The following is a 21116-nucleotide window of genomic DNA, read 5'->3' on the forward strand; positions in this document are numbered from 1 at the left end:
CGCAGACAGCGGGAGCCTCCTGCCGAACAGCCCTTACAGGCCGTGCAGGCCTTACAGGCCGTACTTCGCGCGTGCTTCCTTCACGGCCGTCGCCTTGACCTCGCCGCGCCGGGCGAGCTGGGCCAGGGCCGCGACGACGATCGACTCCGCGTCCACCCCGAAGTGGCGGCGGGCCGCCTCACGGGTGTCCGAGAGGCCGAAGCCGTCGGCACCCAGCGAGGACCAGTCCTGCTCGACCCACTGCGCGATCTGGTCCGGGACCTGGCGCATGTAGTCGGAGACCGCCAGCACCGGGCCCTCGGCGCCCTGCAGCGCCTGCCGGACGAAGGGGATCCGCTCCTCGCCGCGCAGCAGCGCCTCGTCCGCCTCCAGCGCGTCCCGGCGCAGCTCGCTCCAGGACGTCGCCGACCACACGTCGGCCGCCACGCCCCACTCCTCGGCGAGCAGCCGCTGCGCCTCGATCGCCCAGTGGATCGCCGTACCGGAGCCGAGCAGCTGGATCCGCGGTGCGTTGGCCGGGGGCGTGATGCCCGCCGACTCCGCCGTGTTGAAGCGGTACAGGCCCTTGACGATGCCCTCGTCGATGCCGTCGACGGACGGCTTCGCGGGCTGCGGCAGCGGCTCGTTGTAGACGGTCAGGTAGTAGAAGACGTTCTGGTCCTCGCCCGGGGCCGCCTCGCCGTACATCCGGCGCAGACCGTCCTTGACGATGGCCGCGACCTCGTACGCGAACGCCGGGTCGTACGTCAGCGCCGCCGGGTTGGTCGCGGCGATGACGGGGGAGTGGCCGTCGGCGTGCTGCAGGCCCTCGCCCGTCAGGGTCGTGCGGCCCGCCGTGGCGCCGACGAGGAAGCCGCGGCCGAGCTGGTCGCCGAGCTGCCACATCTGGTCGGCCGTGCGCTGCCAGCCGAACATCGAGTAGAAGATGTAGAACGGGATCATCGTCTCGCCGTGCGTCGCGTACGACGTCGAAGCGGCGATGAAGTCGGCCATCGAACCGGCCTCGGTGATCCCCTCGTTGAGGATCTGGCCGTTCTGGGCCTCCTTGTAGTACATCAGCTGGTCGCGGTCGACCGGCTCGTACGTCTGGCCCTTCGGCGAGTAGATGCCGAGCGAGGGGAAGAGCGACTCCATACCGAAGGTGCGCGCCTCGTCCGGGACGATCGGCACCCAGCGCTTGCCCGTTTCCTTGTCGCGGACCAGGTCCTTGACCAGGCGGACGAACGCCATGGTGGTGGCCACGTTCTGGGAGCCGGAGCCCTTGTCGAAGGAGGCGAACGCCTTCTCCGCCGGGGCGGGCAGCGGCGCGACCGGGTGCACACGCCGGGCCGGGGCCGGACCGCCGAGGGCGGCACGCCGCTCCTGGAGGTAGCGGACCTCGGGGGAGTCGGCGCCCGGGTGGCCGTAGGGCACCACGCCGTCGACGAAGTCGCTGTCCTTGATCGGCAGGCCGAGCAGGTCGCGCATGTTCTTGAACTCGTCCACCGTCAGCTTCTTCATCTGGTGGTTGGCGTTCTTCGACGCGAAGCCCTCGCCCAGGGTGTGGCCCTTGACCGTCTGGGCCAGGATCACGGTCGGCGCGCCCTTGTGCTCGACGGCCGCCTTGTACGCGGCGTACACCTTGCGGGCCTCGTGACCACCGCGCGAGAGGTGGAAACACTCGAGGATCTTGTCGTCGCTCAGCAGCTTCGCCATCTCCGCCAGCGCCGGGTCGGCGCCGAAGAAGTCCTGGCGGATGTAGGCCGCGTCACGGGTCTGGTACGTCTGGATCTGCGCGTCCGGTACCTGGCGCAGACGGCGCACCAGCGCGCCCGTGGTGTCGAGCTGGAACAGCTCGTCCCAGGCCGTGCCCCACAGCGTCTTGACGACGTTCCAGCCGGCGCCGCGGAACTGGGCCTCCAGCTCCTGCACGATCTTGAAGTTGGCGCGGACCGGGCCGTCGAGGCGCTGCAGGTTGCAGTTGATGACGAACGTGAGGTTGTCCAGTTCCTCACGGGCCGCCAGCGCGAGTGCCGCCGTCGACTCGGGCTCGTCCATCTCGCCGTCGCCGAGGAACGCCCACACGTGCGAGGCGGAGGTGTCCTTGATGCCGCGGTTGGTGAGGTAGCGGTTGAAGCGCGCCTGGTAGATGGCGGAGAGCGGGCCCAGACCCATGGAGACGGTCGGGAACTCCCACAGCCAGGGCAGGCGGCGCGGGTGCGGGTAGGAGGGCAGGCCGTTGCCGCCCGCCTCGCGGCGGAAGTTGTCGAGCTGCTGCTCGTTCAGCCGGCCGTCGAGGAACGCGCGGGCGTAGATGCCGGGGGAGGCGTGGCCCTGGATGTAGAGCTGGTCGCCGGAGCCGTCGGCCTCTTTGCCCTTGAAGAAGTGGTTGAAGCCGGTCTCGTACAGCCAGGCCGCGGAGGCGAAGGTGGCGATGTGGCCGCCGACGCCGTACTTGCTGCCGCGGGTGACCATCGCGGCCGCGTTCCAGCGGTTCCACGCGGTGATCCGCTGCTCCATCGCCTCGTCACCGGGCACGGCGGGCTCGGCGGCCGTGGGGATGGAGTTGACGTAGTCGGTCTCCAGGAGCTTCGGCAGCGCGATACCGGCGCCCTCGGCGCGCTCCAGCGTGCGGCGCATCAGGTAAGCGGCACGATGCGGCCCGGCCGCCTCGGCGACGGCGTCCAGGGAGGCCTGCCACTCGGCGGTCTCCTCCGGGTCCCGGTCCGGGAGCTGGTCGAGCTCGCTCGGCTGGATGGCGTTGGGGTCGGTCATGTCGCCGCCTTCCTCAGTCGAAGGGGGTTCCCTCATCGGTAAGGGTTCGGGGGTGCCCTTTGTCTTTGGCAGGACAGGGCGCGGGGCTCGGGTGCAAGCCCGTCGGCGACTGTAACTCGCTGATCGATGATCGATCAAAGGGTTGAGGGGCAAAACCTCTTGATCACGAGAAAGTAGGCACGGGGTGCCTCCGGCGGTGGCACGCGGTGACGGCTTTCCGGCGGGTTTTCGCAGGTCGGAGGCGTTTGAGCGGGGGCGTGCTCGGGTGTCACGCCCGGGGCGCGCAGCCCAGGACGTGGGCCTTCACCAGCTCGGCGATCCGGGGGTCGCGGCGCTTGAAGGCGGCGACCAGCTCCTCGTGCTCCTCGGCGTACGACTGCTGGCGGGTGCCCAGCCAGCGGATCGACAGGGCCGTGAACACCTCGATGCCGAGGCCCTCCCAGGTGTGCAGCAGGACGGAGTTGTTCGCGGCGCGGACCAGTTCGCGGTGGAAGGCGACGGTGTGGCGGACCTGGGCCGTGCCGTCGGAGACGCGGTCGGCCTCGTACAGGGCGCTGACGTGGGGTTCCAGTGCCGAGCAGTCCTCAGCGAGGCCCTGGGCGGCCAGCTCCGCGGCGATGGCCTCCAGGCCGGCCCGGACCGGGTAGCTCTCCTCCAGGTCGGCGGCGGTCAGGTTCCGCACCCGCACGCCCTTGTTCGGAGCCGACTCGATCAGGCGCAGGGACTCCAGCTCGCGCAGGGCCTCGCGGACCGGGGTCTGGCTGACCTCCAGCTCGGTGGCGATCCGGCGCTCGACGATCCGCTCGCCCGGCTGCCAGCGTCCGCTGATGATCCCCTCCAGGATGTGCTCGCGGATCTGCTCGCGCAGCGAGTGGATGACGGGCGCGGTCATGAGGGCTCCTCAGTCGGGATTGACGTTTAGACAATACGGCCGGTTCGCTCCGCGGGTGGGGCAGGTGGGGGCGTCTTGGTGCAGGTGAGACGAGACTTACACGGGGGGTGTGGCCTGTCGTTCGGGTGCGGGTCCGTTGTGGCTCGCGCAGTTCCCCGCGCCCCTGAAAAACGGGCGGTGCCCCCGCCCGGAGATTTCCGGACAGGGGCACCGTTCAGCCGTAGAAGAAGGTCAGAGGCCCAGCTCGACCTCGAACTCGCCCGCTTCCAGGATGGCCTTGACCGCCGTCAGGTAACGGGCCGCGTCGGCGCCGTCCACCAGGCGGTGGTCGTAGGACAGGGTCAGGTACGTCATGTCGCGGACGCCGATGACCGTGCCCTCCTCCGTCTCGATGACGGCGGGGCGCTTGACCGTGGCGCCGATGCCGAGGATCGCGACCTGGCCCGGCGGCACGATGATCGTGTCGAAGAGCGCGCCGCGCGACCCGGTGTTGCTGATGGTGAAGGTCGCGCCGGACAGCTCGTCCGGGGTGATCTTGTTGGCGCGGACCTTGCCCGCGAGCTCCGCCGTGGCCTTGGCGATACCGGCGAGGTTGAGGTCACCGGCGTTCTTGATGACCGGGGTCATCAGGCCCTTCTCGGAGTCCACCGCGATACCGATGTTCTCGGTGTCGAAGTAGGTGATGGTCCCCTCGGCCTCGTTGATTTTGGCGTTGATGGCCGGGTGGGCCTTCAGCGCCTGGGCCGCGGCCTTGACGAAGAACGGCATCGGGGAGAGCTTGACGCCCTCACGGGCGGCGAAGGAGTCCTTCGCCCGGCCGCGCAGCTTCATCAGGCGGGTGACGTCGACCTCGACGACCGAGGACAGCTGGGCCTGCTCGTGCAGGGCCTTGACCATGTTGTCGCCGATGACCTTGCGGATCCGCGGCATCTTGATGGTCTGGCCGCGCAGCGGGGACGCCTCCAGCACCGGGGCCTTCTTGGCGGCCGACGGAGCGGCGGCGGCCGGGGCCGGGGCAGCGGCGGCGGCCTTGGCGGCCTCGGCGGCTGCCATGACGTCCTGCTTGCGGATGCGGCCGCCGACGCCGGTGCCCTTGACGGTGGACAGGTCGACGCCGTTCTCGGCGGCGAGCTTGCGCACCAGCGGGGTGACGTAGGCGCCGTCGTCGGCCGGCTTGGCGGCGGCCGGAGCGGCCGGTGCCTGGGCCGGAGCCGGGGCGGGAGCAGGAGCGGCCGGGGCCGGCTCGGGAGCCGGGGTGACCTGCTGCTGCGGAGCCGGGGCCGACGGAGCCTGCGGGGCCGGGGCCTGCGGGGCCGGGGCGGGCTGCGCCGGAGCCGGAGCCGGGGTGGGCTCGGGCTGGGCCGGGGCGGCCGGGGCCTCCTGCGCCGGGGCGGCGGCCGGAGCGGCGCCCGGGGCGCCGATGACGGCGAGCTTGGCGCCGACCTCGGCGGTCTCGTCCTCGCCGACCACGATCTCCAGCAGCGTGCCCGAGGCGGGCGCCGGGATCTCGGTGTCGACCTTGTCGGTGGAGACCTCGAGCAGCGGCTCGTCGGCCTCGACGCTGTCACCGACCGACTTCAGCCAGCGGGTGACGGTGCCCTCGGTGACGGACTCGCCGAGCGCGGGCAGGACCACGTCCGTGCCCTCGGCGGAGCCGCCGCCGGCGGCGGCGTCGGCGGTGGGAGCGGGCGCCGGGGCGGCCTGCTCGGTGGACGGGGCGGCCGGGGCCGGCTCGGGAGCGGGCTCGGCGACCTGCTCGGCGGCCGGGGCCGGGGCGGCAGCGGGCGCGCCCGTGCCGTCGTCGATCAGGGCCAGCTCGGCGCCGACCTCGACCGTCTCGTCCTCGGCGACCTTGATGGAGGCCAGGACACCGGCGGCGGGCGAGGGGATCTCGGTGTCGACCTTGTCGGTCGACACCTCGAGCAGCGGCTCGTCGGCCTCGACGCGCTCACCCTCGGCCTTCAGCCAGCGGGTGACAGTGCCCTCGGTGACGCTCTCGCCGAGCGCCGGAAGGGTTACGGAAACCGCCATGGTTTCGGTTGCTCCTTACGGAAAGTGCGGAAGTCTGTCGTCGCGTTCGTCGACCGAGGGGTCAGTCGTGCGCGTGGAGGGGCTTGCCGGCCAGGGCCAGGTGGGCCTCGCCGAGCGCCTCGTTCTGCGTCGGGTGGGCGTGGATGAGCTGCGCGACCTCGGCCGGCAGCGCCTCCCAGTTGTAGATCAGCTGGGCTTCGCCGACCTGCTCGCCCATGCGGTCGCCGACCATGTGGACGCCGACGACGGCACCGTCCTTGACCTGGACGAGCTTGATCTCGCCCGCGGTGTTCAGGATCTTGCTCCTGCCGTTGCCCGCGAGGTTGTACTTCAGAGCGACGACCTTGTCCGCGCCGTAGATCTCCTTGGCCTTGGCCTCGGTGATGCCGACGGAGGCGACCTCCGGGTGGCAGTACGTCACCCGCGGGACACCGTCGTAGTCGATCGGAACGGTCTTCAGACCGGCCAGCCGCTCCGCCACCAGGATGCCCTCGGCGAAGCCGACGTGCGCGAGCTGGAGGGTCGGGACGAGGTCACCGACGGCGGAGATGGTCGGGACGTTCGTGCGCATGTACTCGTCGACCAGGACGTAGCCGCGGTCCATCGCGACGCCCTGCTCCTCGTAGCCCAGGCCCTGGGAGACCGGGCCGCGGCCGACCGCCACCAGCAGGACCTCGGCCTCGAACTCCTTGCCGTCGGCGAGGGTGACCTTGACACCGTCCTGGGTGTACTCGGCCTTCTCGAAGAAGGTGCCCAGGTTGAACTTGATGCCGCGCTTGCGGAAGGCGCGCTCCAGCAGCTTGGAGGAGTTCTCGTCCTCGACCGGGACGAGGTGCTTCAGGCCCTCGATCACGGTGACGTCCGAGCCGAAGGACTTCCACGCCGAGGCGAATTCGACGCCGATGACACCGCCGCCGAGGATGATCGCGGACTTCGGCACACGGTCCAGGACGAGGGCGTGGTCCGAGGAGATGATCCGGTCGCCGTCGATCTCCAGGCCGGGCAGCGACTTCGGCACGGAGCCGGTCGCGAGGAGCACGTGGCGGCCCTGGACGCGCCGGCCGTTCACGTCGACGGAGGTCGGGGAGGACAGCCGTCCCTCACCCTCGATGTAGGTCACCTTGCGGGAGGCGACAAGACCCTGCAGACCCTTGTACAGGCCCGCGACCACGCCGTCCTTGTACTTGTGGACGCCGGCGATGTCGATGCCCTCGAGCGTGGCCTTCACACCGAACTGCTCGCTCTCGCGGGCCTGGTCGGCGATCTCACCCGCGTGCAGCAGGGCCTTGGTGGGAATGCATCCCCGGTGCAGGCAGGTGCCGCCGACCTTGTCCTTCTCGATCAGGGCGACGTCCAGGCCCAGCTGCGCCCCGCGCAGGGCCGCGGCGTAACCACCGCTGCCACCGCCGAGGATCACTAGGTCGAAAACGGTGCTGGCGTCGTTCGCCACGTCACGTCCTCCATGCATGTGCGCCGTACGCCGGTCTTCAGTGACCGGCAGGCGGCTGGTGTCCGGCCGCTCGTTCTTCGGCCCTTCGGTGGGGCCCTGTCCTGCCGAGCCCCATCTTCGCACTTGTCAGCACAGAAGGAGACGCCGGGCTGCTGTGTGAGACGCCCCACGTTCACATGAGCCGCGCCCACGGGGCGCGGGGAACTGCGCGACCAGCCCCCACGCCCCCGCACTCGCCGCGCAACCGGCGAGAGGCGAGCTGAGAGGCGAACTCAGCCGAGGTCCCCCGCGGCCGTCAGTTCGGCCAGCCGCACCAGCGTCCGCACACCGCTGCCCGTGCCGCCCTTCGGCGTGTACCCGAACGGTCCGCCCTCATTGAAGGCCGGCCCGGCGATGTCGAGGTGCGCCCAGGCGATCCCCTCGCCCACGAACTCGCGCAGGAAAAGCCCGGCGACCAGCCCGCCGCCCATCCGCTCACCCATGTTCGCGATGTCGGCCGTGGGCGAGTCCATCCCCTTGCGCAGGTGCTCAGGCAGCGGCATCGGCCACGCCGGCTCCCCGACCTCCTCCGCCGCCTCGTACAGCGCCGTACGGAAGGAGTCGTCGTTGCCCATGATCCCGAACGTCCGGTTCCCCAGCGCCAGCACCATCGCCCCGGTCAGCGTCGCGACGTCCACGATCGCGTCCGGCTTCTCCTGGGACGCCGCCCACAGGGCGTCGGCCAGCACCAGCCGGCCCTCCGCGTCGGTGTTGAGCACCTCCACCGTCTTGCCGCTGTACATCCGCAGCACGTCACCCGGACGGGTCGCGGACCCGGAGGGCATGTTCTCGGCCAGCGCCAGCCAGCCGGTGACGTTGACCTCCAGGCCGAGGCGCGCGGCGGCGACGACCGCGGCGAACACCGCGGCCGCGCCGCTCATGTCGCACTTCATCGTCTCGTTGTGACCGGCCGGCTTCAGCGAGATGCCGCCCGAGTCGTACGTGATGCCCTTGCCGACGAAGGCGAGGTGCTTCTTCGCCTTCGAGGAGGTGTACGACAGCTTCACCAGGCGCGGTCCCGCCGCCGAGCCGGCCCCGACGCCGAGGATGCCGCCGTAGCCGCCCTTCTCCAGGGCCTTCACGTCGAGCACCTGCACCTTGATGCCGTGCTCCTTGGCCGCCGCCTGCGCGATCGCGGCGAACGCCTCGGGGTTCAGGTCGTTCGGCGGCGTGTTGACCAGGTCGCGGGCGCGGTTGAGCTCCTCGGACACGGCGACGGCACGCTCGACGGCGGCCTTGTACGCCTTGTCGCGGGGCTTGCCGCCGAGCAGGGCCACCTCGGCGAGGGGGGCCTTGCCGTTCTTCGCCTTGGGGTCCTTGCCGTTGCCCTTGTAGGCGTCGAAGGAGTACGCGCCGAGCAGCGCGCCCTCCCCGATCGCGCCGGCGTCGGCGGCGTCCGTCAGGGGCAGGGCGAAGGCGGCTTTCTTGGACCCGGTCAGGGCGCGGGCGGCGACACCGGCGGCCTTGCGCAGGGCCTCGGTGTCGTAGGCGGCGTCCTTCTCGGGCACCGCGCCCAGGCCCACCGCCAGCACGAGCGGTGCCTTGAAGCCGGACGGGGCCGGCAGCTTCGTCACCTCGCCCTCGGCACCGGAGGCGCCGAGAGTCTCCAGAACGCCGGCGAGCCTGCCGTCGTACGCCTTGTCCACGGCCTCGGCGCCCGGTGCGACGACCGGCCCCTTGGCACCCTTGGCGACACCGATCACGATGGCGTCGGCCCGCAGACCGGGCGCCGCGGCGGTGCTGAGAGTGAGAGCAGTCACGGTGGTGAAATCTCGCTTCCGATGTGAAGTTGCTGTGGTCGAACGGTGTGGGTCGACCGGGCCCGACAGCCGACCCTATTCCGACCTCAGGGTTCGGGTGTCACGGGGCCTTCCCCGGTGCGGCGAACACTCGACGACGAGACTACGCGCGTGGCCGTGTTCGCTCATTCCTGCGGGCGTTCACCTGTCGGTGGCGTAGTGGCCATTTCTTGATCCTCCATGTCGGTGAACTGAGTCACACTCGTCGAGATCCGGTGAGCGCCCTGCTCACCGCTTTGCATGATTTCCACGGATCCTCCTCTGTGCGACCGCAAGGGGATCTCGGGGATCTTCTGGGGGAGGAACCATGGCGCAGCGTGCGCGCAGGTGGAGAAGCACGGCCGCCGCGGTGACGGCGGCGGGCGTGATCACGGCCGGGGCGGTGGCGCCGGGGGCGTCGGCCGCGGAGGAAGCCCGCATCGATCTGAAGGTGCTGGTGGTGGACAACGGCGACAGCCCCGTCCGGGCCGTCACCGCCCAGCTGAGGAGCACGGGCGTCCCGTACACGACCATCGACCTGAACGACACCGGCCGCCCGAAGATCACCGAGTCGTTCCTGAGCGACACGGTGAACGGCAGCCCCCGCGCCAAGTACCAGGGCGTCGTCCTGCCGAACGAGTCCCCGTTCGGCGCGGGCTCCGCCGAACAGGCCGCCCTGGAGACGTACGAGCGGACGTACGGCATCCCACAGGTCGACGCCTACACCTGGGCGCACCCGGAGGTCGGCCTCGACTACACCAGCGAGGGTGGCTGGGCGGGCACTCTTGACGGGCGCGAGGCATCCGTCACCGTGGCGGGGAAGGCGGGCTGGTTCGGCTACCTCGACAGCGCGTTCCGGTTCGAGGACAACGCGCCCGCCGTCCAGGAGAGTTACGGCTATGTGGCCCGGCCCCGCGCCGGCTTCACCAGCTACGTCGACATCCCCGTGCCCGGCGGATCCGGCCGCGGCAGCCTCGTCGGCGAGTACGCCCACGACGGCCGCCGCGAACTCGTCGTGACCTTCGCCTACAACGGCAATCAGCAGCAGTTCCGGCTGCTGGCCCGGGGCATCGTCGAGTGGCTCACCCAGGGCGTGCACCTCGGGCAGATCCGCAACTCCTTCGCCGTGCACGTCGACGACGTGTTCGCCCCGGACAGCCGCTGGGACACCGTGCGCAACTGCACCCCGGGCGACTTCGACTGCGCGGGCGGCGACGGCGAGGGCACCACCCCGATCCGCATGACCGCGGACGACGCCGCCTACGCCGCCCAGTGGCAGCGCGAGCACGGCTTCACCATGGACATGGTCTACAACGCCGGCTCCGGCGAGGAGTGGAAGACCGAGCACGGCGGGACCGACGCCCTGACCGACCGGCTGCTCGCCGACAAGGCGCAGTACCGCTGGGTCAACCACACCTACACGCACCCCTTCCTGGGCTGCGTCCAGGACACCTCCGCCGTCCCGTGGAGCTGCGCGAAGAACGCCGACGGCTCGACGAAGTACATGAGCCGCGCCGAGATCGCCGCGCAGATCCGCGACAACCACGACTGGGCGGTGAACAAGGGCCTGCCCGTCGACCGCACCGAGCTGGTCACCGGTGAGCACTCGGGCCTGAAGACACTGCCCCAGCAGCCCGACGACAACCCCAACCTGGCCGGCGCGCTGGCCGACACCGGCGTCAGGTGGATCGCCTCGGACAACTCCCGCGAGCCCGAGCAGCGCGCGGTCGGCAACGCGCTGACCGTGCCCCGCCACCCGATGAACGTGTACTACAACGTGGGTACGGCGGCCGAGATGGCCGACGAGTACAACTGGGTCTACACCTCGCGGGCCGACGGCGGCAGCGGCGTCTGCGAGGACAACCCCACCTCGACCTGCCTCGACGAGCCCCTCGACACCGCCACCGGCTACGCCGGGCACATCGTTCCGCAGGAGGCGCGCACCGCCCTCGGGCACGTCCTCGCGGGCGACCCCCGGCCGCACTACGCGCACCAGTCCAACCTGGCCGAGGACCGGCTGCTCTACCCGGTCATGGAGAAGGTGCTGGACGACTACCGGGCGATGTTCGCCGACAACACCCCGCTGGAGAACCCCCGGCACAGCGCCATCGGCACCGAGGTGCAGCGCCGCGCCGCCTGGCAGACCGCCCTGGCGAACGGGCGCGTGACCGCGTACCGCATCGGCGACACGGTCACGGTCACCGCCCCGTCCGGGACGCAGATCCCGGTGACGGCGCCGGAGGGAACGAAGCAGCAACTCCTGCTCAGCACGACCGCCTTCGGCACCCCGTACGCGGGAGCCCGCTCGGCCTGGACCACCCCGGCAGCACTCCAGTCGGCTCTCACCTTGAAGTTGCCGTAGAGGGAAACGCCCTTCTTCTCAGGGGCGCGGGGCCGCATGTGATGTGCGGCTCCGCCACGGGGGCGCGACCAGCCCACCACGATCCCGCACTCGGCATCCGGGCAAGCAGTTCCCCGCACATCATCCGCACCACAGGGGGAAACACCGCATGAGGCGAACAGGCCGTCATGTCACCATGCTCACGGAAGGCACCTACCCGCACGTCCACGGCGGCGTCAGCACCTGGTGCGACCAGCTCGTCAAGGGCATGCCCGAGGTCGACTTCCACCTCGTCTCGCTCACCGGCAACGGCCGCGAACCCATCACCTGGGAACTGCCGCCCAACGTCTGCCGGCACACCACCGTCCCGACCTGGGGCCCGCGCCCCGGCCGCCCGAGACCGCCGTACGGCAGAGCCCGTCGCCGCTTCACCGAGACCTACGAGCGCTTCCTGCTCTCCTTCCTCGACCCCGGCTCGCACGCCGACTTCGGCGAGTCCCTGAACGAGCTGGCCGGACTCGCCCGCGACGGACGCCTGTCGGCCGCGCTGCGCACCGAGTCGGCGCTGCGGTCCCTCATGTGGATCTGGACGATGCCGCATCTGCCGACGGCCGCCGCCCGCCCCACCGTGCACGACGCGCTGACCGCGACCGACCTGCTGGAACACGCCCTGCGCCCGCTCGGCGTCCGTATCCCGGAGGACTCCGTCGCGCACGCCGTCAGCAGCGGCCTCGCGACCCTGCCCGCGCTCGCCGCCCGCCATTTGGACGGTGTGCCGTTCCTGCTCACCGAGCACGGCATCTACCTGCGCGAGCGCTACCTCGGCTACCGCCGTGACGCCCAGCGCTGGCCCGTGAAGGCCTTCATGCTGGGCTTCTACCGGGAGCTCAACTCCTACGGCTACCGCGCCGCCGACCTGATCACGCCGTGCAACCAGTACAACCGCCGGTGGGAGGAGCGCGGCGGCGCCGACGCCGACAAGATCCGCACGGTCTACAACGGCGTCGACCCGGCCGCCTTCCCGCACGCCGGACCCGAGCCCGAGGTCCCCACCCTGTCCTGGTGCGGCCGGATCGACCCCATCAAGGACCTGGAGACCCTCATCCGGGCCTACGCGATGGTGCGCGCCGAGATCCCGGCGACCCGGCTGAGGCTCTTCGGCCCGGTCCCGCCCGGCGGCGAGGCCTACGGCACCCGGCTGGAGAAGCTCGCGGCCGAACTGGGCGTGACCGACGGCCTGACCTTCGAGGGCCGCATCACCGAGGTCTGGCGGGCCTATGCGGCCGGGCACCTGGTCATGCTGTCGTCGATCTCCGAGGGCTTCCCCTTCTCCATCATCGAGGCCATGTCGTGCGGCCGTACGACGGTGTCGACGGACGTCGGGGGAGTGCGCGAGGCGGTCGGCGACACGGGTCTGGTCGTGCCGCCGCGCGAGCCGGAGAAGATGGCCGCCGCCGCGCTGGCCCTGCTCAAGGACGACCGACGGCGCATCGAACTGGGGCAGTTGTCGCGGCAGCGCGTCATCGACCGGTTCACGCTGCGCCGCTCGGTGGACGCCTTCCGCACCATCTACAAGGAACTCGCGGGCGAGGACGAGGTGTACGAGCCGACGGTGGAGACCGTGGCCGACTGGACCCTGGAGCTGCGCGATCCCTGGTACGCGTCCACGGCGGTATCGGGGTCCCCCCGGACGGAGTCCGGGGGAGGGGCGGGCTGGTGAGCGGAAGCGTCTGGCTGCCCCCGGGTTCCCGCCCGGACACCCTCCCGGGTATTCCCCGGCAGCGCACTCCCAGCTGGGCCCAGCCCGACCCGGTCGACGAACTCGCCGTCCGCCTGGAGGACTTCATAGCCGCGGCCGTCCACCCGGACGAGATAGCCGCCCTGCTGGAGTCCGACGGCCTCTCCGACGACCAGATACGCAGGCGGTACGGCGTGAAGAACTCCTTCGCGCTCGCCGAGACCCTCTACGAACGCGTCGAGCGCCGCTACCCCGAGCCCGACGGCCCGGTCCACGACCCCTGGCGGATCGGCTTGCTCGGTTGTCTGCTGCGCGGTGTCGTCTTCGCCCTGCCCGGCCTCGCCTACGTCCTCGGCGCACCCCTGTTCACCGGCCCGGGCGACTTCGGCCTCCCCGCGGGCACGGTCCCGCTCCTGGCCGGGGCTCTGTGCGGCTGGACGTGGAACCAGGGGCTCGCCCACCGGGCGTACGCCTGGCTGGGGCTGGGCGACCGGATGGCCGCCCGGCGCGCCCTGCTGGTCGGCGCCCCGGCCGGCGCGCTGCTCGGCTCCCTGGTCGCCCTGGCGTGCGCGGGCGGCGCCGCCCCGGCCGTGGTCGCCTTCGCCGCCGGGCAGTCCTGCTACCTGGCGGCGGCGACCGTCCTGCTGGTGATGGGCCGCGAACGGCTTCTGCTCATCGCGCTGGCGCCCATGGCGATGGGCGCGGTCCTGTCCCTGGTCGACCCGCTGCCCGAGGCCGCGAGCCTGGCCCTGCTGCTGGGCTCCCTGGCGGCGGTGGCGGTGCTCGGGCTGCGCGAAGTGGCGCCCGCCCTCAGGGAACCGGGCGAGGACGGCTGGAGCGCCGGCCTCGTCGCCCTGCTGCCCTTCGGCGGGTTCGGCACGACCCCCGCGCACCGGCGCCCCGCCGGACCCCGGCTCACGGGCTCCCTGCCGTACGCGCTGTTCGGGCTCGGCACCGGCGTCCTCGTGCTGTACGCGGCGCTCGGCGACGCCCTCGCCGGCGAGGAGCACAGCGCGGTCGCCGCGCCCGCCGCCGTGGCACTCACCCTCAGCATGGGCCCCGCCGAGTGGCTGCTGTACCGCTTCCGCAGCGACAGCCTCGCCGGACTGCGCTCCAGCGGCACCGCCCGGGACTTCCGGCGGACCACCGCCTCGACGGTCGTCCAGTGCCTGGCCGCCTATCTCGCCGCGCTGCTCGCGCTGAGCCTGGCCGTCTCCGCCCTGTGGCCGCACTCCCCGGTCCCGGGCGGCGTCCGGCTGGCCGGACTGCTCCTGCTGGGCGTGGTCCTGTGGACGGGCCTGCTGCTCCAGTCGTTCGGCGCGGTGACCGGCGCTACGGCGGTGTGCTGCGCCGCGGCGCTCGCCCAGACCCTGCTCCTCGCCACCCGCACCGGCGATCCGCACCTGGCCGGTGCGGCCGTCTACGGCACGGCGGCCATCGTCCAGGCAGCCCTGGTGTGCGCCCTGCTGGGAAGGGCAACCGCCCACCGATGAACACTCTCCTGGTCCCCTACTACGAGCACCCGTCCGCCCGCCCCGCCGAATGGGACGCGATCGTCGCGGCAGCGCCCCGCCTCTACGGGGTCGTCCTCAACCCGGCCAGCGGCCCCGGCGACCGCCCCGACGAGGCCTTCGCCGGGGTCGCCGCCCGGTTGAAGGCGGCGGGTGTCCGGGTGCTCGGGTACACCGACACCGACTACGGCCGCCGCGCCGCCCCGGACGTCCTCCGTGACCTCACCCGGCACCGCGACTGGTACGGCACCGACGGCGCCTTCCTCGACCAGGTCCCCTCCGGGCCCGAGCAGTTCGAGCACTACCAGAAGCTGGCCGTCGCCGCCTGGGGCGTCGGCTGCGGCACCCTCGTCCTCAACCACGGCACGGCACCGCACCCCTGCTACGCCCGCATCGCCGACGTCCTCGTCACCTTCGAGGGCACCTGGGCGTCCTACCGCGCCCTGCCTCCCCAGCCCCGGCCCGGCGACAGCGGGGTACGGCTGTGCCACCTGGTGTACGGCGTGCCGCCCGGCGCAGACCCCGAGGTCCTGGCGCGGGAGAGGGGCGCGGCGGTGCACTGCGCGGTGCCCGGAACCGGAGATCATCCCTGGGGCACACTGCCGTACACCCTGCACAACCCGGAGAACGCCCCGTGAGAAGCCCCCTGCTCGCCGCCCTGCTCGTCCTGCTGCTCGCGGGCTGTACCCAGGGCCCCGACGACAAGCCCGGCCCCCGCTGGCAGCCGCGCCCCGGCACCGCCTGGCAGTGGCAGCTCAGCGGCCGGCTGGACACCTCCGTCGACGTGCCGGTCTACGACATCGACGGCTTCGACCACTCCGAGGCCACCGTCGCCCGGCTGCACCGTGAGGACCGCAAGGTCATCTGCTACCTGTCCACCGGCGCCTGGGAGGAGTTCCGCCCGGACGCGAAGAAGTTCCCGAAGCCGGTCCTCGGCCGGGGCAACGGCTGGGAGGGCGAACGCTGGCTCGACATCCGCCGCACCGACGTCCTGGAGCCGATCATGGCGGCCCGTCTGGACATGTGCCGCGACAAGGGCTTCGACGCGGTGGAGCCCGACAACATGGACGGCTACCGCAACGACACGGGCTTCCCGCTGACCGCCGCCGACCAGCTCCGCTACAACCGCCTGATCGCCCGACTGGCCCACGACCGGGGTCTGGCCGTCGGCCTGAAGAACGACCTGGACCAGATCCCGGAGCTGGTCGGTGACTTCGACTTCGCGGTCAACGAACAGTGCGCCCAGTACGGCGAGTGCGGGGCCCTGAAGCCCTTCGTCGAGGCGGGCAAGGCGGTCTTCCACGTCGAGTACGAGGTGCCCACCGGCCGCTTCTGCGCCGAGTCCCGCCGCCTGCGCTTGAGCTCACTGCTCAAGAAGTACGAACTAGGGGCGTGGCGGCGGGCGTGCTGAGCCCGAGCCCGGTGACCGCCGTGCCCGCCACCGGGTCGGCGAGGGAACGCCGGCTGGGGGCCAGGACCGGCAGCGCGTTCAGCACAGCACAAAGGCCACGGCGTACACGGCGACGTCCGCCGCGGTGGTGACGGCGGCCCGCCGCGCGGCCCTGACCCCGCGCGGCAGGTTCGGGGTGACCTTCAGCCCGACCAGGGCCTTGCCGATCGTCCTCCCGGCCAGGGCCGGACACACCCACTGGTAGAGGAACACGGAGCGCGGCGAGCGCCGTGGCGGCACGGCGCAGCTTCGGCATGAACGTCCCCCGATCACTTGTGTGTTCCGGGGCAGGAAGCCAGCGGCTGGGCGGTCCGGGCAGGAGGGGGACGAGGAGATCGTTTCCGCCCGGTGACAGAAGTCCGGCTCAGCCCAGCGCCAGGACGACCAGCGCCGTGGTCGCCGCCGTCTCGGCGAGGCCGCCGAACACGTCCCCGGTGATCCCGCCGAAGCGGCGCGTACAGTGCCGCAGGAGCGCTTCGGCGGCGGCCAGCGAGAGCAGGACCGCGAGCACGGTACGGGCGACGTCGTACGGCCCGAAGACGGCGGCGACCGCTGCCGCCGCGCCCGTGACGGCGACGCCGGCGAGCAGCGCTCCGCGCACCGGCACCACACCCGCCACCGCCGCGCCCAGCCCCTCCGGCCGCGCCGCGGGCACCCGGGCCCGGGCCGCGAGGGTCAGGGCCAGCCGGGCGACCGTCGCGGAGACGACGGCGGCGCACGCGCCCCGGGCCCAGGAGGCGTCGTAGGCCTGGGCGAGCGCGGCGACCTGCGCGAGCAGGGCGAGGACGAGGGTGAGGACCCCGAACGGCCCGATGTCCGACTGCTTCATGATCCGCAGGGCGTCCTCGGCGGGCTTGCCGCTGCCCAGGCCGTCGGCGGTGTCCGCGAGCCCGTCGAGGTGCAGCCCCCGGGTCAGGACGGCGGGGACGGCGACGGTGGCCACGGCGGCGAGCGGTCCCCCCGCACCGAGGAACAGCAGCCCCAGCCCGACGGCGGCGGCAGCGGCACCGACCGCGAGCCCGGCCAGCGGAGCGCACAGCATGCCGCCGCGCGCGGCCTCCCGGTCCCACCGGGTCACCCGGACCGGGAACACCGTGAGGGTGCCGAAGGAGAAGCGGAGAGCGTCGAGCGGCGAGGTTCTGGGCACCGGCGCAGGCTACCCGCCGGTCAGAAGAGCGGATGCGGTGGCCGAGGATAAAGTTCACATATGGGATGGCTGGAGCGGAACATCATCGAACCCGGCAAGCTGCCGCTGCTCCTCGCCCTCGTCTCCTTCGTGCTGACCTTCCTGATCACCCGGGGCATCACCCGCCTCATCCGCGCGGGCAAGGGCCCCTTCCGCAACGTCAGCAGCAGCAGCGGAGTCCACGTCCACCACGTGGTCCCCGGGGTCATCCTGACGATCGCCGGCGGCTTCGGCGCGGTCGCCGGTGGCCAGCACGGCTTCGGCTCGGGGCTGAGCGCGGTGATCTTCGGCATCGGGGCGGGCCTCGTCCTCGACGAGTTCGCCCTGGTCCTGCACCTGGCCGACGTCTACTGGACCGAGGCCGGCCGCAAGAGCGTCGAGATGGTCGTCCTCACCGCCTCCCTCGTCGGACTGCTCCTGATCGGCTTCTCGCCCCTGGGTGTCAACGACCTCTCGGACGACCAGCAGCAGAACCGCGCCGCCGTGATCGTGAACATCGTGGTGAACTTCGTCTTCGCCCTCATCGCCCTGTTCAAGGGCAAGACCCGCCTCGCGGTCTTCGGCGTGATCGTCCCCGTCATCGCCCTGATCGGCGCCGTACGGCTGGCCCGCCCCGGCTCCTACTGGGCCAAGCGCTTCTACCGGCGCCGGCCCCGCGCCCGCGCCAAGTCCGGCCTGCGGGCCTACCACCACGACCGGCGCTGGCTGGGCCCCCGGCGCGCGTTCCAGGACTGGATCGGCGGCGCGCCCGATCCCCAGCCGACCCGGTCCCTCGAACACCACTGACCCGCCGCCGGCGCACCGCGCCGACCGCGCACACCACCAGCACGGCCGCGATCGCCGCCAGGTGCTCCTTGCCCGCCAGGTTCTCCTTCACGGCGACCTCGGCCACCATCGCCACGATCACCGCCCCCGCCGTGACGTACGCGCGGTAGCGGCATCCCAGGTAGACGGCCAGTCCCACCACGGCCGCCGACGGCCCGGTGTCCACGACCAGCGCGTCCGAGGCGGGCAGGCCGAGCGGGGCGTCCGGGCCCAGCCAGATGCCCAGACGGGCGTACAGCGTGCCCGCGAGCGTCGCGACGTACGCGATGAACAGCGCCCGCCGCCGGCCCAGGCAGAGCTCCGCGACGCCGAACACCAGCAGGATCTGCACCAGCGCGCCCCACACCGGCAGGTCCAGCGCGGGCACGAACAGCGACAGCGGCGTCCGCAGGAGCGCGAGCCACAGCGGGTCCTCGGCCCGTACCGCCCCGATGTCCTGCACGAACCGGTAGCCCCACGCCTCGTTGTGCACCAAGTGCAGCGCGGCCGTGAGACACACGGCCGCCACCGCCATCGGCACGGCCCGCAGGCGCCGCTCCCGCAGCGGCCCGCGCACGGCCGTGTACAGCGGCCCCCATTCGGCACGAGCCCAGCGGGCGAGCGTGGTCATCGGGTCGTCCTCGTCCGGATGTCGGTACGTCAGCGGGTGTGCGCGGTGCCTGTGGCTCAGTCAAACCGGCACCACACGCGAAGACCGACCGGAACGGGACGAAGTTGAGCCAGGTGTGCGTGACCTGGATCTCCCGGAACGCTACTGCTCGGTGGGAACCCCGGAGGCCCCGGACGCCTCGGGGCTCTCCGGCTCCTCGGACTCCTTCGGCTTCTCGGGCAGCTCCGCCGCCAGCGCGGCCGCCGCCTGCACCAGGGGCAGTGCGAGCAGGCCGCCCGCGCCCTCGCCGACGGTCACGCCCTGGGTCAGCAGCGGCTCCAGGGCCATCCGGTCCAGCGCCTTGGCCTGCCCGGGCTCGCCGCTGTCGTGCGCGGCCAGCCACCAGTCCGGTGCCCGGAACGCGATCCGCTGCCCGACCAGCGCGCACGCGGCCGTCACGACCCCGTCGAGCACCACCGGCAGCTTCCGCACCGCGCTCTGGAGCAGGAAGCCCGTCATGGCGGCGAGGTCGGCCCCGCCCACCGCCGCCAGCAGTTGCAACTGGTCCCCGAGCACCGGCCGGGCGCGGCGCAGCGCGTCGCGGATCGCCGCGCACTTGCGCATCCACGCCAGGTCGTCGATCGCCAGCCCGCCCCGGCCGGTGACGACCGACGCGTCGACCCCGCACAGCGCCGCGACCAGCACGCCGGCCGCCGTGGTCCCGCCGACGCTCACATCGCCGAGCACCACCAGATCCGTACCGGAGTCGGCCTCCTCGTCGGCCACCGCGACCCCGGCCCGGAACGCCGCCTCGGCCTCCTCCAGGGTCAGCGCGTCCTCGATGTCGATGCGCCCGCTGCCACGCCGCACCCGGTGCCGTACGACGTCCTCGGGCAGGGACTCGGGGTCGCAGTCCAGGGCCATGTCGACGATCCGCACCGGCACGCCCAGCCGCCGCGCCAGCACCGACACGGGCCGGCCGCCCTCCAGCACCTCGCGCACCAGCTGCCCGGCGCCGCCCGCCGGCCGCGCGGAGACGCCCAGTTCGGCGACGCCGTGGTCACCGGCGAAGAGCACCACCCGCGGCCGTTCGATCGGCCGCACCGGCACGGCGGACTGCGCCGCCGCCAGCCACTCACCCAGGTCGTCCAGGCGGCCCAGCGACCCGGGCGGCACGATCTGCCGTTCCCGGCGCGCCTCGGCGTCACGGCGCACCCCGCCGTCCGGACGCTCGATCAGATCGGTGAAGTCGTCGAGATTAAGCGAGCTCATTCGCCGAACAGTACCGGCACCGGTCGAACGGCACGGCGCCACATCGCGACTCCGCGGCGGCGACGTCGTTGCACCCGAGATGGGCATCCCATACGTTCCGTTTTGCAGCGGATTGTCATACGTGGTTCGACGGACGTCCCTGCGTACGCCCTCGCGCCCGGGAGCCGCCCATGCCCGCACGTCCCGCCCCCTCGGCACCCCTCACCTCCCAAGCGACCACTCGGGTCCACGAGCCGCGCCGCGCGGACTGCCCCTGGTGCGGCTCCACCCGGCTGCGGAACCGGCTGCGCACCGGTGACCTGCGGCAGTACAAGCCGGGCAGCTTCACCGTCGACGAGTGCCGCGACTGCCGCCACACCTTCCAGAACCCCCGCCTCACCTCCGAAGGCCTCGCGCTCTACCACCGGACGGCCCGCGGAACGCCCCGGGACGTCGCGGCCGACACCCTCCTCGCCCTGCGCGGCAGCCGGCCCCGCCACCGCTCGGCCGCCCGCGCGATGCTGCGGTTCGGGGAGCCGGAGAGCTGGCTGGACGTGGGCACCGGCCACGCCCGTTTCCCCATGACGGCCCGGGAGTTCTTCCCCTACACCGCGTTCGACGGCCTGGACCCCACCCCGCGCGTGGTGCGCGCCCGCGCCGCCGACCGCGTCGAGGAGGCCCATGTGGGCCGCCTGACGGACCCCCGGATCTCGGCTCCCCTGCGCGGCCGCTACGACGTGGTCAGCATGCTCCACCACCTGGAGGGCACCCCCGACCCCCGCGCGGAACTCCACGCCGCCCTCGACGTCCTGCGCCCCGGCGGCCACCTGCTCATCGAGACCCTGAGCCCCCGCAGCCTGTTCGCCGCGCTACTGGGCCGCTGGTGGCTCGCCTACGACCAGCCCCGCCATCTGCACCTGCTCCCCCCGCAGAACCTCCGTGCCGAACTGGAGGCGGCCGGCTGCACGATCGCCTTCCTGGACCACCGCCCCGTCCACATCCCCCACGACCTCGCGGGCGCCACGGCCCTGGCGCTCTCCCACGTCCTCCCCGCCCCCGACACCCCGTGGCGAGCGATCCCCCCGCCCCTGGCCCGTCAACACCTCCGAGAGGCCCTGCTCCGAGCGGGAATCCCCCTGGTGGCCCTGGCAGCGGTAGCGGACCACGTCCTGGCCCCCGTAGCCCGCCGCACCCGATTCGCGAACACTTACCGCTTGATTGCCAACAAACCCACTTAGCTGCGGGCAGTCGTGCCTCCCCCAAGCTCTTCGAGCAGGGGGT

General features: G+C 72.3%; 16 protein-coding genes and 1 pseudogene. 7 read left to right on the forward strand and 10 right to left on the reverse strand.

Going from position 1 to position 21116, the window contains the following annotated elements:
• Window positions 1–51: 51 nt before the first annotated feature.
• The 6 genes from aceE to GTY47_RS41580 all read right to left on the reverse strand — a co-directional run bounded on the left by aceE (window position 52) and on the right by GTY47_RS41580 (window position 9216).
• Window positions 52–2754 (reverse strand): pyruvate dehydrogenase (acetyl-transferring), homodimeric type, encoded by a 2703-nt coding sequence (gene aceE, locus GTY47_RS08250; RefSeq protein ID WP_010037163.1) that lies wholly within the window; start codon window positions 2752–2754, stop codon window positions 52–54.
• Between the two features lie 268 nt (window positions 2755–3022).
• On the reverse strand, window positions 3023–3646 hold the full coding sequence (locus GTY47_RS08255) for a GntR family transcriptional regulator (RefSeq protein WP_010037164.1): 624 nt from the start codon (window positions 3644–3646) through the stop codon (window positions 3023–3025).
• Window positions 3647–3877: 231 nt separating this feature from the next.
• Window positions 3878–5677 (reverse strand): 2-oxoglutarate dehydrogenase, E2 component, dihydrolipoamide succinyltransferase, encoded by a 1800-nt coding sequence (gene sucB, locus GTY47_RS08260; protein WP_010037167.1) that lies wholly within the window; start codon window positions 5675–5677, stop codon window positions 3878–3880.
• A 61-nt stretch (window positions 5678–5738) separates the two neighbouring features.
• Window positions 5739–7127, reverse strand: coding sequence for a dihydrolipoyl dehydrogenase (gene lpdA, locus GTY47_RS08265; RefSeq protein ID WP_010037170.1), 1389 nt, complete (start codon window positions 7125–7127; stop codon window positions 5739–5741).
• A 272-nt stretch (window positions 7128–7399) separates the two neighbouring features.
• Window positions 7400–8926 (reverse strand): leucyl aminopeptidase, encoded by a 1527-nt coding sequence (locus GTY47_RS08270; RefSeq protein ID WP_010037173.1) that lies wholly within the window; start codon window positions 8924–8926, stop codon window positions 7400–7402.
• Between the two features lie 164 nt (window positions 8927–9090).
• Window positions 9091–9216, reverse strand: a complete 126-nt coding sequence (locus tag GTY47_RS41580; protein WP_267880837.1) for a hypothetical protein — start codon at window positions 9214–9216, stop codon at window positions 9091–9093.
• A 56-nt stretch (window positions 9217–9272) separates the two neighbouring features.
• Here GTY47_RS41580 and GTY47_RS08275 point away from each other — a divergent pair, with 56 nt between their 5' ends.
• From GTY47_RS08275 to GTY47_RS08295, 5 genes are all read left to right on the forward strand, one after another.
• Window positions 9273–11306, forward strand: coding sequence for a hypothetical protein (locus tag GTY47_RS08275; RefSeq protein ID WP_029180977.1), 2034 nt, complete (start codon window positions 9273–9275; stop codon window positions 11304–11306).
• Between the two features lie 148 nt (window positions 11307–11454).
• Window positions 11455–13005, forward strand: coding sequence for a GT4 family glycosyltransferase PelF (gene pelF / locus GTY47_RS08280; RefSeq protein WP_050810202.1), 1551 nt, complete (start codon window positions 11455–11457; stop codon window positions 13003–13005).
• On the forward strand, window positions 13002–14516 hold the full coding sequence (locus GTY47_RS08285) for a hypothetical protein (protein ID WP_010037179.1): 1515 nt from the start codon (window positions 13002–13004) through the stop codon (window positions 14514–14516). The genes pelF and GTY47_RS08285 overlap by 4 nt, the downstream gene beginning before the upstream one ends.
• Window positions 14513–15172 carry a spherulation-specific family 4 protein gene (locus GTY47_RS08290; RefSeq protein ID WP_010037181.1) on the forward strand — a complete coding sequence of 220 codons (660 nt, stop codon included), beginning with the start codon at window positions 14513–14515 and terminating at the stop codon, window positions 15170–15172. The genes GTY47_RS08285 and GTY47_RS08290 overlap by 4 nt, the downstream gene beginning before the upstream one ends.
• Window positions 15169–15945, forward strand: a complete 777-nt coding sequence (locus GTY47_RS08295; protein ID WP_010037184.1) for an endo alpha-1,4 polygalactosaminidase — start codon at window positions 15169–15171, stop codon at window positions 15943–15945. The genes GTY47_RS08290 and GTY47_RS08295 overlap by 4 nt, the downstream gene beginning before the upstream one ends.
• Window positions 15946–16023: 78 nt before the next feature.
• Here GTY47_RS08295 and GTY47_RS40720 read toward each other — a convergent pair whose 3' ends face one another.
• Together GTY47_RS40720 and GTY47_RS08305 are read right to left on the reverse strand one after the other, a co-directional pair.
• Complete coding sequence (locus GTY47_RS40720) at window positions 16024–16224, reverse strand: hypothetical protein (protein ID WP_010037186.1); 201 nt, start codon at window positions 16222–16224, stop codon at window positions 16024–16026.
• A 124-nt stretch (window positions 16225–16348) separates the two neighbouring features.
• Window positions 16349–17131, reverse strand: a complete 783-nt coding sequence (locus tag GTY47_RS08305) for an adenosylcobinamide-GDP ribazoletransferase (protein WP_010037189.1) — start codon at window positions 17129–17131, stop codon at window positions 16349–16351.
• Window positions 17132–17191: 60 nt separating this feature from the next.
• Here GTY47_RS08305 and GTY47_RS40725 point away from each other — a divergent pair, with 60 nt between their 5' ends.
• Window positions 17192–17956: a hypothetical protein gene (locus GTY47_RS40725; RefSeq protein WP_029180978.1), complete on the forward strand. Its 765-nt coding sequence runs from the start codon at window positions 17192–17194 to the stop codon at window positions 17954–17956.
• A gap of 4 nt (window positions 17957–17960) precedes the next feature.
• On the opposite strand, the pseudogene GTY47_RS40150 reads toward GTY47_RS40725, so the two are convergent.
• Both GTY47_RS40150 and cobT read right to left on the reverse strand, forming a co-directional pair.
• A pseudogene (locus tag GTY47_RS40150) lies at window positions 17961–18596 on the reverse strand (hypothetical protein); the annotation flags it as partial.
• 150 nt (window positions 18597–18746) lie between these two features.
• Window positions 18747–19856, reverse strand: coding sequence for a nicotinate-nucleotide--dimethylbenzimidazole phosphoribosyltransferase (gene cobT / locus GTY47_RS08315; protein ID WP_010037194.1), 1110 nt, complete (start codon window positions 19854–19856; stop codon window positions 18747–18749).
• A 170-nt stretch (window positions 19857–20026) separates the two neighbouring features.
• Between cobT and GTY47_RS08320 the strand changes: the two genes are divergently transcribed.
• Entirely contained in the window at window positions 20027–21073 is a 1047-nt protein-coding gene (locus GTY47_RS08320) for a class I SAM-dependent methyltransferase (protein ID WP_010037198.1), read from the forward strand.
• Window positions 21074–21116 lie beyond the last annotated feature (43 nt).

This window comes from Streptomyces sp. SID5464 (assembly GCF_009862985.1).
GTDB classification, from domain to species: Bacteria; Actinomycetota; Actinomycetes; order Streptomycetales; family Streptomycetaceae; genus Streptomyces; species Streptomyces chartreusis_D.